Consider the following 16488-nt stretch of genomic DNA (forward strand, 5'->3'; position numbering starts at 1 on the left):
CGACCGGTTGTCCATGAAGGCGCGCGGGCAGGTGAGCGACGGCGGACGACGACCTCCTCCCCGCCCTGGCAGACCGTCGTCGAGGTCGCCGGCAGCGGCATCGCGGAGAGCCTCAGCATCGGAGCGCTGCGGCGCCGGCCCGGGCGCGGGCCGACTCCGATGCAGGCCATGGCGGGTTCATCGGGAGTGCATAGCGTCGTCGCCGATCCTGATCTCCCGGCGGGGACCCCGCAAAGGGTGATGCTCAGGGAAGGTCGATGCGATGAGCACGGTGCTGCGAACAGTTCGACCGGCGCCCGCAGCGGCGGACGGCCCGGGGGTGGACGTCTCTTCGGGTGAGCGCCGCCGCCGGGCCCTCCGGCGGCGGAGACGCTCGGCCGATGCGCTGGTGACCGCGTGCGTCGTGTCGGTCGCTGTCGCGATCGCGCTGTTCCTCGCCTCCGGTGGTCCCGAGGCCGTGACCGACCTGCCGACTGCGCTGTCGGCGGCGGGGATCGTCGCCGGGCTGGTGGGGACCGATCTGCTCCTGCTGATGCTGGTCCTCGCCGCGCGCATCCCGTGGATCGATCGCACCTTCGGTCAGGACGTCGCGACGGCGCTGCACCGGCGGCTCGGCAAGCCCGCCCTCCTGCTGATCCTCGGTCACGGCCTGCTCCTCACGGTCGGCTACGCGATGACGGACGGTCTCGACCTCGTGCAGGAGAGCCTCGCCCTCTACTCCGGCAGCGACCTGCTGCTCGCCCTGCTCGCGACCGCGCTGCTGCTGCTCGTCGTGGTCACCTCGCTGGTCGCGGTGCGCCGCCGGTTCGCCTACGAGGCGTGGCACGCGATCCACCTCCTCAGCTACGCGGCCGTGCTCGTCGCGGTGCCGCATCAGCTCTCCGCCGGTCAGGTCCTCGCCGAGGGGTCCGCGCAGCGCGCCTACTGGATCGCCCTCTACGTCGCGGCGTTCGGCTCCGTCGCGTGGTTCCGGTTCGCCGTGCCCGTCGTGCGCACCCTCCGCCACCGCATCCGGGTCGAGGCGGTCGAGACGATCGCACCCGGGGTGTTCTCGCTGCACTTGACGGGGCGACGGATGCGCTCCCTCGGCGCCGTCGGCGGTCAGTACGCGATCTGGCGGTTCTGGAGCGCCGGCACCTGGTGGCACGCCCACCCCGTCTCCTTCTCCGCGGTCCCCACCGACCGCACCGCCCGGATCACCGTCCGCGTGCTGGGCGCCGGCACCGCACGCCTCGCTCGACTGCGGCCGGGCACGGCCGTGTCGATCGAGGGCCCCTACGGGATCTTCACCGACACGGCGCGCACCGCTCCACTCCTCGCCGTCGTCGCCGCGGGCATCGGCATCACCCCCGCGCGCGCACTCCTCGAGCACAGTGCCCTGCAGTCGGGCGAGGCCACCGTCCTCCTGCGCGGGGCGGACCACGCGCAGGACCGCCTCTGGGACGAGACGGGCGAGCTCGTGCGCCGCGGAGGCGGCACGCTCTACTGGATGCAGGGGCATCGCCCGTCCGGCAGCGACACCTGGCTGTCCGCCGAGGCTCTCTCGCGAGGCGTCACGCTGACCTCGGTGTTCCCGCGGCTGCTCGACTCCGACCTCTACGTCTGCGGACCGGACGCCTGGAGCGAGGTCGTCCTCCGCGACGCCCGCAGCGCGGGCCTCCCCGAGCACCGGATCCACGTCGAGAGGTTCAGCTGGTGAGGACGCGCGCCGCCCTCGTGAGCGTCCTCGCGTCCACGGCCGTCCTCGTCATCGGCTGGGACCTCGGCGCCGCGGGGAGCACTCCCGCCGCACCGGCCCCGGAGGCCGCAGCGCCGGCCGTCTCGACTCCGACTCCGGTTCCGACCTCTTCGAGCGGCTCGAGCGGCTCCGGCACGTTCGAGGTTCCGACGCCGAGCTCCACTCCGTCGACGCCCTCGGCGCCCGCCGGCACCGGCGGAACCGACAGCAGCGGCGACACCGACAGCACCGGCGGAACGGACGGCACCTACACGGGGACCGCCGTCGCGACCCGCTACGGCGACGTGCAGGTCGCGATCACCGTCGCCGGTGGCGCGATCACGGACGTGACCGCGCTGCAGCTGACGGACAAGGAGAACCGGTCGGTCTCGATCTCGAACCGTGCCGCGCCGATCCTGCGCAGCGAAGTCCTCGCCGCGCAGAGCGCCGACGTCGCCTCGGTCAGCGGCGCGACCTACACCAGCGACGCCTACCTCGACTCGCTGCAGTCCGCGATCGACCAGGCCGGCCTGTGATCTCCAGCTTCGCCACGATGGGAACGGTCGCGAGCCTCCGGGCCGAGGCCGACGCGCCGCTGGCGGCGATCCGGGCGGTCTTCCGGTCCGCGGACGAGCGGTTCAGCCTGTACCGGCCGGAGTCGGAGGCGAGCAGGATCGCCGACGGCCGCCTCCGCCTCGCCGACGCGAGCGCGGAGATGCGCGACGCCTACGCCGAGGCCCTCGAGTGGCGGACCGCCACCGACGGCGCCTTCACCCCGCACCGCCCGGACGGCGTGCTCGACCTCGCCGGCACGGTCAAGGCCCGCGCGATCGCGGCGGCGGGGAGGCTGCTGGAGCGCGGCGGCGACGCGCCGTGGCTCCTGACCGTCGGGGGCGACGTCCTCGGATCCCGCGCCGTCGACGCCCACGACGCACCGGTCCGAATCGGGATCGTCGACCCCGACGACCGCCGTTCGCTCCTGTGCGCCGTCCAGCTCACCGGCGACCGGCGCGCCGTCGCGACGTCGGGCACCGCGGAGCGCGGGGAGCACGTCTGGCGGCGCCCGCACGACGCGAACGGGGTGCGCTTCCGCCAGGTCACCGTCCTCGCGGGCGACATCCTCACCGCCGACGTTCTCGCCACCGCGGTCCTCGCCGGCGGCGAGCCGACCCTCGACCGCGTCCTCTCCCGCTGGGACGTGGACGTCCTCGCCTGCGGCACCGGGGGAGACCTGCTGGTCTCCGACCGGCTCCGCGCGGCGATCAGCGCTCGCCCGACAATGCAGGCGAGCGTCATAGACGGGTCATAGGAAGCGCAAAGGACGCGGCGGCTGAATGGGGACACCTCGCTCGCCGACCTCGGGTCGGCCCGTCTTCAGGAGTTCTCGTGCTCGCATTCGCCACCGTCGCCATCGACCTCGTCGCCATCGCTCTGCTGACGTTCGGCATCTACTTCCCCCGCCACCGGCGTCGGGACCTCGTCGCCGCCTTCCTCGGCGTGAACGTCGGCGTCCTCGCCGTCTCGCTGGTCCTGGCCTCCAGCACGGTCGGAGCCGGTCTCGGGCTGGGCCTCTTCGGGGTCCTCTCGATCATCCGTCTGCGCTCGGACGAGATCGAGCAGCACGAGGTCGCCTACTACTTCTCCGCTCTGGCCATCGGCCTCATCAGCGGCCTGGGCACCGCGCCGTCCGCGCTGACGGTCGGTCTGATCGCGCTGATCATCGCGGTCCTGTTCATCGCCGACCACCCGCGGCTGTTCCCGCGCACCCGTCAGCAGACGATCACTCTCGACAGCGCCTTCACCGACGAGGGCGCCCTGACCGCTCACCTGGCCGCGCTGCTCGGCGGCCGCATCCGGTCGGTGCAGGTCCGTCAGCTCGATCTCGTCAACGACACCACGCAGGTCGACGTCCGCTTCGACGTCGCGGAGCGCCGCGCCCGCGGCGGGCAGCACGACGAGCTCGCCCCGGCCACCTCCGCCGTCGGCGTCCCGGTCTCGCGATGACCGCCGTGACGGCGTCGCGCCTGCAGTCGTTCGCCCCGATCAGCCTCCCCGAGCTCGTCGACCAGGCGTCGCTGCAGACCCGCATCGACCGCAAGTACCTGATTCCCGCGGGCAGCCTGGACGCCGTGCTCGCCCGACTCGACGACAGCACGCGCGTGCTCGAGATCGGCGGGCGCCGCGACTGCGACTACGAATCGGTCTACTTCGATACCCCGCAGCTGGACAGCTACCACCTCGCCGTGCGCGGCCGCCGGCGGCGCTTCAAGATCCGCACCCGCACCTATCTGGACTCCGCGACGAGCTACCTCGAGGTGAAGACGCGCGGATCCCGCAGCAGCACCGTCAAGGAGCGGATCGACCACCCGGCCGGACGGCGCGACGAGCTCACCGCGGAGGGTCTCACCTACATCGACGAGACCCTCGCCGCGACCGGCATCGCCCTGGACTCCCGAGAACTCGCCCCGGTGCTGTCCACCGAGTACGCCCGGACGACGCTCTTCCTCCCCGGATCCGCCACCCGCGCCACGATCGACACCCGCCTCGTCTGGCGGCTGCGCAGCGCACCGGCCCGAGTGCTGGATCGACCGGCCGTGGTCGTCGTCGAGACCAAGTCGGCCTCCCGCCCGTCCGAGGTCGACCGGGCGCTCTGGGCCGAAGGCCACCGCCCCGTCTCGCTCTCGAAGTACGGGACCGGGATGGCCGCGTTCCGCTCCGAGCTCCCCGCCAACAAGTGGACCCGCACCCTCGACCGTCATTTCGACCGGGCCCCCGCCCGAGTCGTCTCTCCCCGATAGGACCACCATGCACAACCGCTCCCGCCCGCTGTCCGTCCTCGCCGTCCTGGGTCTCACCGGCGCTCTCCTCACCGGCTGCAGCGCCGCCGCGGTCGCCGGCTCCGCCTTCGGCACCACCACCGACTCGAGCTCCACCGCCCCCACCGGCACGAGCACCGACGACACGGAGGCGGGCACCACCGTCGAGGCCGTCGGCACCTCCCTCGACTCCACCGCCACGCAGATCCTCGCGGCGAACACCGCCGTGCACGCCACCGACCAGGCCGCCGACGCCGCCTCGACGAGCATCACCCTCTCCGGCGACAGCGCCGCGGCAGACGGGGACGCCGTGCGCGTCGACGGCTCGACCGTCACCATCACCGACGCCGGCACCTACGTCCTCAGCGGCACCCTCACCGACGGCCAGGTCGTGGTGGACACCACCGCCGAAGGAACCGTGCGACTCGTGCTCGACGGCGTCGACATCACGAGCTCCACCGGTTCCGCGATCACGGTCACCGCCGCCTCCGACGTCGTCGTCGAACTCGCCACCGGATCGACGAACACCCTCAGCGACACCGCCTCCTACGCCGAGGACGCGGAGTCGAACGCCGCGCTGTACAGCGCCGCCGACCTCACCGTCACGGGCGAGGGCTCGCTCGAGGTGCACGGCAACGGCAACGACGGCATCACCGGCAAGGACGGCCTCGTCATCCTCTCCGGCACCATCACCGTCGATGCGGTCGACGACGGCATCCGCGGCAAGGACTACCTCGTCGTCCGGGGCGGCACCCTCGCCGTCACCGCCGGCGGCGACGGACTCACCTCCGACAACGAGGAGGACGCCACCGCGGGCTTCGTCTCGATCGCCGGAGGCGACATCACCGTCGACGCGCAGGGCGACGCCGTCGTCGCCGTCACGGACATCGTCGTCACCGGAGGAAACCTGGACCTCACCGCGGGAGGAGGCAGCGGCGCGCAGCTCGCGACCGACGCCTCCGCCAAGGGTCTCAAGGCCGGGATCATCGTCGACCTCGAGGGCGGCGACGTGACCATCGACTCCGCTGACGACGCCGTGCACTCCGACACCTGGGTGCACACCACCGCCGGAACCCTGACGCTCGCCACCGGCGACGACGGCGTCCACGCCGATTCGGCCCTGCTCCTCGATGGAGCCGACATCGCCGTGACCGACTCGGTCGAGGGGATCGAGAGCGCCGACATCCGGATCACCGACGGCGACGTCTCCGTGGTCTCCAGCGACGACGGCCTGAACGCCTCCGGCGGAACCGGCACGGACTCCGACGGAGCCGCGACCGGCACCACCGGCGGCCCCGGCGGAGGCATGGGCGGCGAGGGCGACGACGGCTCCGTGATCACCCTCAGCGGCGGCACGGTCACCATCGATGCCGAGGGCGACGGCTTCGACTCGAACGGCAGTGCGACGATCAGCGGCGGCAGCCTCGTCGTGAACGGCCCCGAGCAGAGCGGCAACGGCGCACTCGACGTCAACGGCACCCTCGTCGTCACCGGCGGAGAGGTGCTCGCCACCGGAAGCGCCGGGATGATGGTCTCGCCCGACGCGTCCTCGACCCAGGGCTGGATCTCCTCCGCCCTCAGCAGCACCCTCCCCGCGGGCACCGATGTGACGATCACCGACGCGGACGGCACCACCGTCACGACGTTCACGACGTCGAAGACGATCGCGGGCGTCGTCTACGCCGGCCCGGAGATCACCTCCGGCGAGAGCTACACCCTCACCGCCGACGGCACGACCCTCGCCACCGTCACCGCGGGCACGGCTGCCGCCGGAGGTGGCGGCATGCGCGGCGGCCGCTGACCCTCGAGAATCGACACCACTGAAGTGCCGGCCGGACTTTCTTCGGGCCGGGTGTCGATCCGGGATCGCGCCGTTCGACCTCGAGGTGAGAAGGTCGCGAGACGCTCCTTCCATCACCGAGAGCCGGGAATCCCCTGATGCCGAAGTACATGCTGATCTGGCGCGCGACCGACGAGTCGCTGGCCGCGATGATGAACACCGATTTCAGCCAGATGCTGGAGTCGATGGGGCGCTTCAACGACGAGCTGATCCGGGCCGGAGTGCTGCTGGCCGCGGAGGGGCTGGACGACCCGAGCCAGGGGGTCGTCGTCGACTTCAGCGGCGAGACCCCGGTCGTCACGGACGGGCCCTACGGGGAGACGAAGGAGCTGTTCAACGGCTACTACGTCCTCGACGTCGCCTCGATCCAGGAGGCGGTCGAGTGGGCCAAGCGGGCGCCGATGACCGGCGGCGGCAAGGCCGAGATCCGCCGGATCCCCTCGATCGACGAGTTCCCGCAGGACAACGAGTACGTGCAGCGGGAGCGCGCCTGGCGTGAGCAGACCGGCCAGCTCTGACGCGAGGGCCGCCGTCGAGACGGTCTGGCGGATGGAGTCCGCCCGCATCGTCGGCGCCCTCGCCCGCTACACCGGCGACGTCGATCTCGCCGAGGATCTCGCCCAGGAGGCGGTCGCGGAAGCGCTCGTCTCCTGGGCGGTCGGCGGCGTGCCGGCGGAGCCCGTCGGCTGGCTGCTGACCACGGGCCGGCGCCGCGCGATCGACGCGTTCCGCCGGCGCGGGGCGCGCGACGCGCGGTACGCGCTGCTCGCCCGCGATCTCGACGAGGCGGGCCCGGGTCCGGATGCGCTCTTCGATCCCGACGCCATCGAGGACGACGTGCTCGCGCTGATGTTCACGGCCTGCCATCCGCTGCTGGCGAAGGAGGCCCGGATCGCGCTGACGCTGCGGCTGGTCGGCGGGCTCACCACGACCGAGATCGCGCAGGCGTTCCTCGTTCCGGTGGCGACGATCCAGGCCCGGATCACGAGGGCGAAGAAGACCCTCTCCGCCGCCCGGATCCCGTTCGCCGTCCCCGACGCGGAGGAGCGCCCCGCCCGCCTGGGCTCGGTGCTGCAGGTGGTCTACCTGATCTTCACGGAGGGCTCGTCCGCCACCGCCGGGGACGACTGGATGCGCACCGACCTCGCCGACCAGGCCCGGCGCCTCGCGCGGGGACTGGTCGCCCTCGCACCCGAGCCCGAGGTGCTCGGGCTCCTCGCCCTGCTCGAGCTCACCGCCGCCCGGTTCCCCGCCCGGCTCGGAGCGGACGGGCGCGCGATCCTGCTCGAGGACCAGGACCGGCGGCTCTGGGATCGGAGCGCGATCCGGCGCGGGCGCGCCGCTCTCGCGCAGGCCGTCTCGCCGCGCGGTCTCGGCGCCTTCGGTCTCCAGGCGTCGATCGCCGAGTGCCACGCGGTCGCCCCGTCGGTCGCGGAGACCGACTGGCGGCGGATCGTGGTCCTCTACGAGGCGCTCGGTCGGCTGACGCCCTCGCCGATCATCGAGCTCAACCGGGCGGTCGCCGTCGCGATGGCGACCGGACCCCGGGACGCGCTCGCCCTCGTCGACGACCTCGACGCGCGCGGGGTGCTCGCCGGCAGCCACCTCCTCCCCGCGGTCCGCGGAGAGCTGCTCGCCCGGCTCGGCCGCACCGCCGACGCGCGCGCCGAGTGGACGCGGGCGCTCGCGCGGTGCACGAACGCGGCGGAGCGCACCGTCCTCGAGGAGAAGATCGCCTCGCGGTAGAGGATCGCCGACCAGGCGAGGGGCCGGACGGTCGCTGCACGCACGTGCTTAACGGGGGGTACCCCGGTCCGCGGGCGATCGAAGGGGATGCGTCACACTGAGCCCGTCGAGGATCGCGTCCCCATGCCCTTCGACCGGACCGCGGCGACGCTTCGCGGCACCGATGCCGGCCCGGCTCCCTCCCCGGCCGGCACTCCTTCCGATCCCTCGTCGGACCGACCGCTGCGGAGCGCCCCATGACTGAGCACGACCACACCGCCATCGACCCGACCGGCCCTTCGCGGCGCCGCGTCGCGCAGGCCGCCGGCTGGTCCGCGCCCCTCCTGATCGCTGCAGTCGGCGCTCCTGCCGCTCATGCGAGTGCGACTCCGCCTGCGGCGTTCGAAGGTCTCACGGGATTCTGGGGTGCCGTCTCCACGGAGCGCAGGATGTTCGACACCACCTTCACCGTGGTCAACACCGGCACGAGCAATTACGACTTCAACTCGATGACGATGTTCAGCCACAACTCCGCCGAGAGCGGCGACCAGGGGGCTCTCGTCATCATGGGCCTCAGTGGGTACATCCAGACGAACGAAGCCACGTACACCGGTCGATTGAACCGCTCGGCCGGGATCCCCTGCGTGCTCTACAGCCAGGAGGAGTCCGGCGTCATCGTTCCCGGCGGACAGCTCGTGATCGATGTCTCCCTGGGGCAGGCCCCCGGCAGCGTCGTCGAACTCGTCCCTGTCCTCGCCCCGTTCGCCATCTTCAACACCAGACCCGCACCGACCAGTTTCCCGACCAAGGTCTTCCGCTCCTGACCCTCGGATCCTGCCCGACGCCGGACGCCGCACTGCTGATCCGCGGGCTGGGAGTGCGGATCAGCGTCGACACCGGCGCCCTCTCGACGACCGACCGGGGTGCGCTCGAGGCGCTCTGGCGTCGCGCACGTCTCGCAGACCTCGACACGACGGCGGAGAGCTCCTTCTCGATGGCCGGAACAACGGATCCGTTCGAGCACAGTGCCGCCCTGGCGATCGCGGAGGTGACGCTGCGGGCGATCGAGGCCGCGCAGGGCTCGCTCCTGATGCTGCACGCCTGCGCTCTCGCGGACCCGACCGGCGCGGCGATCGTGCTCGTCGGACCCTCCGGCCGCGGGAAGACGACGGCCGCGGCGACCCTGGGCCGCTCCTACGGGTACCTCACCGACGAGACCACCGGCATCACTCCGGACGGGCGGATCCTCCCCTACGAGAAGCCCCTCCTGCTCCGCACCGCGGAGGGCATGCCCAAGCGGCCCTTCTCCCCGGACGAGCTCGGCCTCCTCCCCGCACCCGCCGACCCGCGGCTGGCCGCGCTCGTGATCCTGGACCGCGACCCGTACCTGATCGGGCCGGCCCATCTCGAACGCCTCGACCTGGCCGACGCGATCCCGCTCCTGGTCCCGGAGACGAGTGCCCTGCCGGCGCTCGAGAACGGCGTCCCGATCCTCGCCCGCCTCGCCGCCGGCATCGGCGGCGTGCACCGGGCCCGCTACCGCGATGCCGAGCAGCTCGTCCCGATCACCGCCGGGCTGCTCGCGGCGCCGCCCGCTCCGGACGAGAGCTGGCGGGAGGTCGAGGACCGGAACGCGGTCACGGACGGGCAGCGGGTCGTCGTCCTCGCCGCCGGCACAGTGCACGTGCTCGACGGGATCGCCGCGACCATCTGGCAGCACCCGCACCTGCGCGGCGACGCGCTCACCGCGGCCGTCACCGCACAGCACGGGCACGCCGACGACGCGCCGGATCGTGTTTGTGACGCGGCGGCGTCCCTGGTCGCGATCGGGCTGCGCGACGAGGCGTGAACACCAGCTACTGCTCCGCGGGCCGCGCGAAGAGCCGGGTCACAGTGCCGAGCCGGCGAGCTCCGCGCGGACGATCGCCGCACCGGCGGTCAGCGCGCTCAGCTTCCCGAGCGCGACCCCGCGCGGCAGGGGAGCCAGGCCGCAGTTCGAGCTCGGCAGGAGATCCGCCGGGTCGACGAACTGCAGGGCCTTGCGGAGGGTGTCGGCGACCTCCTCCGGGGTCTCGACGGTCTCGCTCGCCACGTCGATCGCGCCGAGCATGACCTTCTTGCCGCGGAGGAGCTCGATGAGCTCCATCGGGACGCGGGAGTGGTGGCACTCCAGCGACACGATGTCGATCGTGGAGCGCTGCAGCAGCGGGAACGACGTCTCGTACTGGCGCCATTCCGGCCCGAGGGTCTGCTTCCAGTCGGTGTTGGCCTTGATCCCGTAGCCGTAGCAGATGTGCACGGCCGTCTGGGCGCGCAGCCCCTCCGCCGCCCGCTCCAGGACCGCGACCCCCCAGTCCCGCACGTCGTCGTGGAAGACGTTGAAGGCCGGCTCGTCGAACTGGACGATGTCGACGCCGGCGGCCTCGAGCTCCCGCGCCTCCTGGTTGAGGATCGCCGCGAACTCCCAGGCCAGCTCCTCCCGGCTCCCGTAGTAGCGGTCGGCGAGGGTGTCGATCATGGTCATCGGACCTGGGAGGGCCCACTTGATCGGCTGCGACGTGTGCCGGCGGAGGAACGCCGCGTCGTCGACGAACACGGGCCGCTCGCGGCTCACGGCGCCGACGACGGTCGGCACGCTCGCGTCGTACCGGTCCCGGATCCGCACGGTCTCGCGGTTCACGTGGTCCACTCCGGCGAGGTGCTCGATGAAGGTCGTGACGAAGTGCTGCCGGGTCTGCTCGCCGTCGCTGATGATGTCGATGCCGCGCCGGTGCTGCTCGTGGGCGGCGATGCGCAGGGCGTCCTGCTTGCCCTCGACCAGCTCGTCGCCCTCGAGCTTCCAGGGGGACCAGAGGGTCTCCGGCTCGGCGAGCCAGGAGGGCTTGGGCAGGCTGCCGGCGATGGAGGTGGGCAGGAGAGTGTTCACGGGTGGCGATCCTTCTCTGATCAGCGGGCGGGGGTCCGGTGCTTCGACACCCAGGCGTCCAGCAGCTCCCGGTGCGGCTCGATGAAGTGCTCCGCCGTGTACGCGCCCTGCTCGACGGCGAGCCGATCGCGCTCGGCACGGTCGTAGTCGATCTGCGTCCGCGAGTAGTCCTGCTGCTGGAGGCTCGGCCGGAAGACGTCCGCCGCGGCGGAGTTCGTGTTGTAGATCTCCGGGCGGTAGATCTTCTGGAACGTCTCCATCGTGCTGATCGTGCCGGCCAGCTGGAGGTTCGAGTGGTCGTTGAGCAGGTCGCCGCGGAAGTAGTACGCGAGCGGCGCGACGGAGCCGGGCGCCAGGAAGTACCGGACCTGCAGCCCCATCCGGCCGAAGTACTCGTCGGTCAGGGACCGCTCGTCCTGCCGGTACTCGACGCCGAGGATCGGGTGGTGGTTCGAGGTCCGGTGGTAGGTCCTGCTCGTCGACACGCTGATGCAGATGACGGGCGGCGCGGAGAAGCGCTCCCGATAGGCGTCGGAGTCGAGGAAGCTCTGGAACAGGGCGCCGTGCAGGTCGCCGAAGTCGTCGGGAACGGTGAACTCCGTCGCGCCCTTGTTCGCCGCCGGCAGCCGCACGCTGAAGTCGAAGTCGCGGACGTAGGACGAGAAGTTGTTGCCGACGATCCCGTGGTGGCGCACGCCGGTCAGCTTGTCGCAGATCGTGACGTCGAGGACCTCGAGGAGAGGGAAGTCGCGGACCGCCTCCTCGGCGGGGAACCGCACCTCGACCGAGACGATCTCGAGCTCGACGGCGTAGCGGTCCCGGCCGGGGTTGTCCCAGTGGGCGAGGTCGTTGAACCGGCGGTCGATCATCGTCAGGGCGTTGCGGAGGTTCTGCCGGCGGTGCTCGCCCCGGGCGAGGTTGGCGAAGTTCGTGGTGGCCCGGGAGCTCGACGACGGCGAGTAGTGCTCGTCGAAGCAGGTCGTGGTGATCCTGAAGGTGACGTCGTTCGCCATGAGCGCCCAATCCGATGATCAGCAGGCCGCACCGGCCCTGGTGGAAGCGTGCGGGACCAGAGTGCCCGTCACTGGGAGGCATCGAAGAATCCGGCGCGACTATGCCGAGGTATAGTCCCGACCTATGGCACGTCGAACGGGCGGGATCTCGCTCCAGCAGCTCCACTACTTCGTCGAGGTCGCCTCCGAGGGCTCGATCTCCGCCGCCGCCGATCTGCTCTACGTCGCCCAGCCGACCATGTCCGCGGCGATGAAGGACCTCGAGACCCGGGTGGGACGCGCCCTCCTCGTCCGCGTCGCGCGCGGGGTCACCCTCACCACCGAGGGCACCGAGTTCCTCGGCTACGCCCGGCAGGTCATCGAGCAGGTGGCGCTCCTCGAGCAGCGCTACCTGGGGCGGCCGCCGTCGCGTCGCCTGCTCGGGGTGTCCACGCAGCACTACTCGTTCGCCGTCGACGCCTTCGTGCGGATGGTCCGGGGCACGGAGGGGGAGAAGTACGAGTTCTCGCTGCGCGAGACCCGCACCCGCGACATCATCGAGGACGTCCGCACTCTCCGCAGCGAGCTGGGGATCCTGTACCGGAACGACTTCAACCGGGACGTCATCGACAAGATCCTCCGGGACGCGGGGCTCGCCTTCCATCCCCTCTTCCTCGCCCTGCCGCACATCTTCGTCTCGCGGAGGAACCCGCTGGCCTCGCGCGAGCGGGTCACCCTCGCCGATCTCGCCGATCTGCCGCGGCTCACCTTCGACCAGGGGGCGGACAACTCCTTCTACTTCGCCGAGGAGATCCTGTCCACGCTGTCGAGCGACCGGGAGATCCGCGTGTCGGACCGGGCGACGATCTTCAACCTCATGATCGGCCTCGACGGCTACACCATCTCGACCGGGATCATCAGCGACGACCTCGACCCCGCCATCGTCGCCGTCCCGCTCGACGTCGACGAGCGCATCGAGATCGGCTGGATCGGGCACTCCGCCATCCCCCTCACCGAGCAGGCCCGGCGCTACCTGACCGAGGTGCGGGCCGTCGTGACCGAGGGCGGCCTCGACCTGCTCGGCTGAGCGGGGCTCGGCGGCGGCCCCGCCCAGCGGCGGGGACGAGGAACAGGCCTCCGTCCTGCAGGATCGGGTGGACCATCACGCCAGCGACGAGGTCGAGCGTCAGCCGGTCTGGAGCAGCTCTCGGTCCGACGCCGCGTCGATCGCGTCGATGTAGCGCGAGATCGCGTCGCGGTTCTGGATCAGGAAGTCGATCTTCTCGCTCATCCGGTCGCGCTCGGTCGTGAGCAGGTCCCGGAGTCCCGGCTCGGCGTTCTCGACCACGATCGTCTGCGGCTTGTCGAGGCAGGGCAGGATGTCGACGATGATCCGGGTCGGGATCCCGGAGTCGACGAGGCCGCGGATCTTCTTCACGCGGTCGACGAGGTAGTCGTCGTAGTCGCGGTAGCCGTTGTCGAGGCGGGTCGGGCGGATGAGGTCGTGCTCCTCGTAGTAGCGGAGCATCCGCGCCGCGACGCCCGTCTTCTTCGAGAGCTCTCCGATGCGCATGTCCGTCTCCTCCTGATCGCTTGACCTTCACACTAGTGCGAACGTTCAGGATGGAGGGAGGACTCAGCAGAAGGACGGACGGACATGAAGATCGGCATCATCGGCGCGGGAATGATCGGCACCACACTGGCGCAGCGGCTCGGCGAGGCCGGCCATGACGTCGGCATCGCCAACTCGCGCGGCCCCTCGACGATCAGCGCAGCGGCGCTGAGCGGGGGCGCGAAGGCCGTCGAAGCGCGGGACGCTCCTCTCCTGGCCGACGTCCTGATCGTGACGGTCCCGATCAGCCGCATCCCCGATCTCGCGCCGCTCGTGCGCGCCGCGCCCGCCGGCGCGGTGATCATCGACACCGGCAACTACTACCCGCTGCGCGACGGACGCATCGCTGAGCTCGAGAGCGGCCAGGTGGAGAGCCTCTGGGTGCAGGAGCAGCTCGGGCGCCCGGTGCTGAAGGCGTGGAACGCGATCACCTCGCAGTCCTTCAGCGAGCACGCCACGGCCGCGGGCACGCCCGATCGCATCGCGATCCCCGTCGCCGGGGACGACCCCGACGGCAAGCGCCTCGCGATGACCCTCGTCGAGGAGACCGGTTTCGACGCCTTCGACGCGGGTCCCCTCGCCGACTCCTGGCAGCAGCAGCCCGGCACCCCCGCGTACTGCACCGAGCGCACGGCCGCCGAGCTGCCGGGCTCTCTCGCCGCGGCCGATGCCGCTCGCTCCCCCCGCCGGCGGGATCTCGCGATCGCCGTCGTGACCGAGCGCGCCGAGGCGGAGGGCTCGATCAGCGCGGACTACCTCGTGCGGCTCAATCGCGCGATCTACTGAGCACCGATTCCGCGGATATCGCTTGACATTGCCACTGATGTCAAGGTTGAGCATGGAGTCATGACCACCTCCACGCGCCCGCTCGCACAGCCTCCGCACTCCGACCGGCTCAGGAAGGGGGACGGGCTCGTCATCGGTCTGCTGATGGCGTCAACGTTCCTCGTGCTGCTCAACGAGATGCTCCTCGGTGTCGCCCTGCCGACCCTCATCGCCGATCTCGAGATCAGCCCGGCGGCCGGCCAGTGGCTGACGACCGGCTACCTGCTGACCCTGGCGGTCCTCATCCCGGCCACCGGCTTCGTGATGCGGCGCTTCCACCTCCGCACGATCTTCCTGACCGCCCTCTCGGTCTTCATCGTCGGAACGGCTCTCGCCGCCGCCGCTCCGGGCTTCGAGCTCCTGCTCGTCGGGCGGATCGTGCAGGCCGTCGGAACAGCGGTCTTCGTGCCCCTGCTGATGACCACCGCGATCCGGCTCATCCCCGAGTCGCGGCGCGGCCGCATCATGGCGATCGTGACGGCGGTCCCGGCCATCGCTCCGGCCGTCGGCCCCGCCGTCTCGGGCCTCGTGCTGACCTACCTGCCTTGGCGCTGGCTCTTCCTGCTGGTGCTCCCGCTCGCGGTGCTCGCCCTCGTCGCCGGCGCGCTGAAGCTGAGGAACATCACCACGCCCGAGCGCGCCTCTCTGGACCTCCTCTCCCTGGTCCTGTCCGCGCTCGGCTTCGGCGGACTCGTGCTCGGGCTGTCCCTGATCGGCGAATCCGTCTCCGGTCACGCGCCGATGCCTCCGCTCCTGCCCCTCGTGATCGGGGTCGTCGGGGTCGGCGCGTTCGTCCTGCGCCAGGTGGCGCTGCGCCGACGAGGGAACGCGCTCCTGGACCTGCGCATCTTCCGCAGCCGCACGTTCGTGGTCGCGGTGGTGATCATGCTGTTCGTCGCGATGAACGGCTTCGGCGTCGCCCTCGTCCTCCCGTTCGTCCTGACCGGAGCGCTCGGGCTGAGCAGCCTGTCGATCGGCCTGTTCCTCCTCCCGGGAGGCGTGATCATCTCGGTCGTGTCCGCGCTCGGCGGCCGTGTCTACGACCGCTTCGGTCCGCTGCCCCTGACGATCCCCGGCGCCGTGATCTGGACGGCGAGCATCTGGTTCCTCAGCACCCTCACCGACGCCGACAGCGTGTGGATGTACCTGACCGGCTACCTCGTGATGACGGCCGGGCAGGCGATGATCTGGGCGCCGGTGACCACCCTCGCCCTCTCCTCCCTCCGCTCGGAGCTCTACCCGCACGGCAGCGCCGCCTTCACCACGGTGCAGCAGCTCGCGGGCGCCGCGGGCGGCGCGGTGCTGATCTCCGCCTACACGATCGGCTCGAACGCCGCGGACGCAGGGCAGCTGAGCGTCGCCGAGACCGTCTCCGCTGGGCAGGCCGCCTTCATGACCGGCGGGATCCTCGCGATCGCAGGGCTCATCGGAACACTGTTCATCGGACGCCGGCGCCGCGCCGACCAGCCCGAGACGGCATGACGCGATGCGGTCGGCAGGGGAGGAGGGCTCCCCGGTCGTCGACGGGGCGTCTCACGCCGGGCAGTACGGTCGGACGATGACGCCCTTCACCGTTCCCCTGGCCGAGCGGTACTTCGACGACTACCGTCCCGGACTCGGAGGCACCTCCGGGCCGATCGAGGTGACCGAAGCCGAGATCATCGCCTTCACCACGGCGTTCGACCCGCACAGCATGCACACCGACCCCGAGGCCGCCCGTGCGGGCGACTTCGGCGGCCTGATCGCCAGCGGCTGGCACACCACGGCGATGACGATGCGGCTCCTGGTCGACACCTTCCTCAACGAGCGCGCCAGCATCGCCTCGCCGGGAGTGGACGACCTGCGCTGGCACCTCCCGGTGCGCCCGGGCGACCGGCTGCGTGGCCGCTTCCTCGTCCTCTCCGCGCGCCCCTCCACCTCACGACCCGACAGGGGCCTCGTCCGCATCGGCATCGAGCTGCTCGACCAGCACGACGAGACGGTCATGTCCCAGACCCTGCTCGTCCTCCTCCGCCGCGGACCCCGCGGCAGCTGA

The 16488-nt window shown here is 71.5% G+C and carries 17 protein-coding genes; 14 read left to right on the forward strand and 3 right to left on the reverse strand.

Features of this window, described 5'->3' with window-relative positions:
* The first annotated feature begins 388 nt into the window (after window positions 1-388).
* The 10 genes from MT350_RS16600 (at window position 389) to MT350_RS16645 (ending at window position 9947) form a co-directional block, all read left to right on the forward strand.
* Entirely contained in the window at window positions 389-1699 is a 1311-nt protein-coding gene (locus MT350_RS16600) for a ferric reductase-like transmembrane domain-containing protein (RefSeq protein WP_243616293.1), read from the forward strand.
* Window positions 1696-2253, forward strand: coding sequence for an FMN-binding protein (locus MT350_RS16605; protein ID WP_243600074.1), 558 nt, complete (start codon window positions 1696-1698; stop codon window positions 2251-2253). The genes MT350_RS16600 and MT350_RS16605 overlap by 4 nt, the downstream gene beginning before the upstream one ends.
* Window positions 2250-3026: an FAD:protein FMN transferase gene (locus MT350_RS16610; protein ID WP_243600075.1), complete on the forward strand. Its 777-nt coding sequence runs from the start codon at window positions 2250-2252 to the stop codon at window positions 3024-3026. The genes MT350_RS16605 and MT350_RS16610 overlap by 4 nt, the downstream gene beginning before the upstream one ends.
* 77 nt (window positions 3027-3103) lie before the next feature.
* Window positions 3104-3721 carry a DUF4956 domain-containing protein gene (locus MT350_RS16615; protein ID WP_123733210.1) on the forward strand — a complete coding sequence of 206 codons (618 nt, stop codon included), beginning with the start codon at window positions 3104-3106 and terminating at the stop codon, window positions 3719-3721.
* A complete protein-coding gene (locus tag MT350_RS16620; RefSeq protein ID WP_243600076.1) occupies window positions 3718-4515 on the forward strand; it encodes a polyphosphate polymerase domain-containing protein in 798 nt (265 codons plus the stop codon). Before MT350_RS16615 ends, MT350_RS16620 begins: the two co-directional genes overlap by 4 nt.
* Window positions 4516-4522: 7 nt before the next feature.
* Window positions 4523-6334, forward strand: a complete 1812-nt coding sequence (locus tag MT350_RS16625; RefSeq protein WP_243616294.1) for a carbohydrate-binding domain-containing protein — start codon at window positions 4523-4525, stop codon at window positions 6332-6334.
* A 137-nt stretch (window positions 6335-6471) separates the two neighbouring features.
* Window positions 6472-6891 (forward strand): YciI family protein, encoded by a 420-nt coding sequence (locus MT350_RS16630; protein ID WP_123704001.1) that lies wholly within the window; start codon window positions 6472-6474, stop codon window positions 6889-6891.
* 31 nt (window positions 6892-6922) lie between these two features.
* A complete protein-coding gene (locus tag MT350_RS16635; protein WP_243616321.1) occupies window positions 6923-8119 on the forward strand; it encodes an RNA polymerase sigma factor in 1197 nt (398 codons plus the stop codon).
* Between the two features lie 236 nt (window positions 8120-8355).
* Window positions 8356-8922 (forward strand): hypothetical protein, encoded by a 567-nt coding sequence (locus tag MT350_RS16640; protein ID WP_243616295.1) that lies wholly within the window; start codon window positions 8356-8358, stop codon window positions 8920-8922.
* Between the two features lie 53 nt (window positions 8923-8975).
* On the forward strand, window positions 8976-9947 hold the full coding sequence (locus MT350_RS16645; RefSeq protein ID WP_243600079.1) for a hypothetical protein: 972 nt from the start codon (window positions 8976-8978) through the stop codon (window positions 9945-9947).
* A gap of 39 nt (window positions 9948-9986) precedes the next feature.
* Here MT350_RS16645 and MT350_RS16650 read toward each other — a convergent pair whose 3' ends face one another.
* Together MT350_RS16650 and MT350_RS16655 are read right to left on the reverse strand one after the other, a co-directional pair.
* Window positions 9987-11024 (reverse strand): methionine synthase, encoded by a 1038-nt coding sequence (locus MT350_RS16650; protein ID WP_243600080.1) that lies wholly within the window; start codon window positions 11022-11024, stop codon window positions 9987-9989.
* Between the two features lie 20 nt (window positions 11025-11044).
* Entirely contained in the window at window positions 11045-12037 is a 993-nt protein-coding gene (locus MT350_RS16655; protein ID WP_243600081.1) for a putative oxygenase MesX, read from the reverse strand.
* Window positions 12038-12161: 124 nt separating this feature from the next.
* Here MT350_RS16655 and MT350_RS16660 point away from each other — a divergent pair, with 124 nt between their 5' ends.
* A complete protein-coding gene (locus MT350_RS16660; protein ID WP_123703993.1) occupies window positions 12162-13103 on the forward strand; it encodes a LysR family transcriptional regulator in 942 nt (313 codons plus the stop codon).
* A 99-nt stretch (window positions 13104-13202) separates the two neighbouring features.
* On the opposite strand, the gene MT350_RS16665 is transcribed toward MT350_RS16660, so the two are convergent.
* A complete protein-coding gene (locus MT350_RS16665; RefSeq protein ID WP_127886746.1) occupies window positions 13203-13589 on the reverse strand; it encodes a MerR family transcriptional regulator in 387 nt (128 codons plus the stop codon).
* Window positions 13590-13673: 84 nt separating this feature from the next.
* On the opposite strand from MT350_RS16665, the gene MT350_RS16670 reads away from it, so the two are divergent.
* The 3 genes from MT350_RS16670 (at window position 13674) to MT350_RS16680 (ending at window position 16488) form a co-directional block, all read left to right on the forward strand.
* Window positions 13674-14414, forward strand: coding sequence for an NADPH-dependent F420 reductase (locus MT350_RS16670; RefSeq protein ID WP_243600082.1), 741 nt, complete (start codon window positions 13674-13676; stop codon window positions 14412-14414).
* Window positions 14415-14474: 60 nt separating this feature from the next.
* Window positions 14475-15935 (forward strand): DHA2 family efflux MFS transporter permease subunit, encoded by a 1461-nt coding sequence (locus tag MT350_RS16675; RefSeq protein WP_243616296.1) that lies wholly within the window; start codon window positions 14475-14477, stop codon window positions 15933-15935.
* 76 nt (window positions 15936-16011) lie between these two features.
* Entirely contained in the window at window positions 16012-16488 is a 477-nt protein-coding gene (locus MT350_RS16680) for a MaoC family dehydratase (RefSeq protein ID WP_243600084.1), read from the forward strand.

This window comes from Rathayibacter sp. VKM Ac-2928, assembly GCF_022815545.1.
In the GTDB taxonomy this organism is placed as follows: domain Bacteria; phylum Actinomycetota; class Actinomycetes; order Actinomycetales; family Microbacteriaceae; genus Rathayibacter; species Rathayibacter festucae.